We start from the raw sequence: 771 nt of genomic DNA, 5'->3' as shown, positions 1-771 counted from the left end.
CAACCTCGACCAACACTGTCTAGATGCCATTGGAGGAACTTGCAGAGCACAGCGATCCTCCAACGAAACACCATCTAGACTAATCGTTGGCGTGCATTGGAATCATGAATAAACAAAAAGAGATAGAAGAACTGTTTTCAATGTTTCACGACTTTGAGATAAAGAGCGTGAGCAAAGACAGGGAAACTATGACCTTAGAGATTGTGATTCCTTGGGGACAAGTGTGGAATCTTGCCGTAATGGAGTATCAAATAAAAGTTGAGCTGTCGGGGTGTAGGAGTTTACTGTGTGAATACTTTGTGTTCAGAGACGATGAAGCTAATAAATCAAAGCTTCTTGCACTTCGAGAAACAGAAAAAAGAATAACCAGCGACCCACAGACCATGGATAAACTGGGGCTTGAAGTTCAAAGCTATACCTATACTCCACCTGATACTTACGTGCTTCATTGCAACAGCTCGAAAGAAATTGCTGGTGGTGAATTGACTTTGACAGCAACAGATTACCGCATCTTCAATAATAACGGTGAACCTCTGACGCTTGACCACCTGAAGCAATGGGCTACTGAATGGTGGGGCAGGATTCAGGAAATGTGGGACGAGCAGAAAAAATAAAAACAACGAAACGCCAATCGTGTAGACGGCCCCGCCAGCGTTAGCTGACGGGGAGCGCCTCACACACCACTGTACAAGCGGGTCTCGCATACAGCGGTTCGTTAAGTTGTGGAGCTACTTTCTTGTAGTAGTCGAGCATTGTTTCGTATCCCCTTCG

Annotated in this window: 1 protein-coding gene; it reads left to right on the top strand. The window is 45.3% G+C overall.

Translation table 11 applies throughout. The features are described 5' to 3' along the window. Positions 1-167 precede the first annotated feature (167 nt). Positions 168-614, top strand: coding sequence for a hypothetical protein (locus tag FJM51_RS26515; protein WP_181164742.1), 447 nt, complete (start codon positions 168-170; stop codon positions 612-614). Positions 615-771 lie beyond the last annotated feature (157 nt).

Origin of the sequence: Amaricoccus solimangrovi, assembly GCF_006385685.1 — a bacterium.
Lineage (GTDB): Bacteria > Pseudomonadota > Alphaproteobacteria > Rhodobacterales > Rhodobacteraceae > Amaricoccus > Amaricoccus solimangrovi.
The sequence above is the reverse complement of the archived record's forward strand: the minus strand, read 5'-3'. Positions and strand labels throughout refer to the sequence as shown.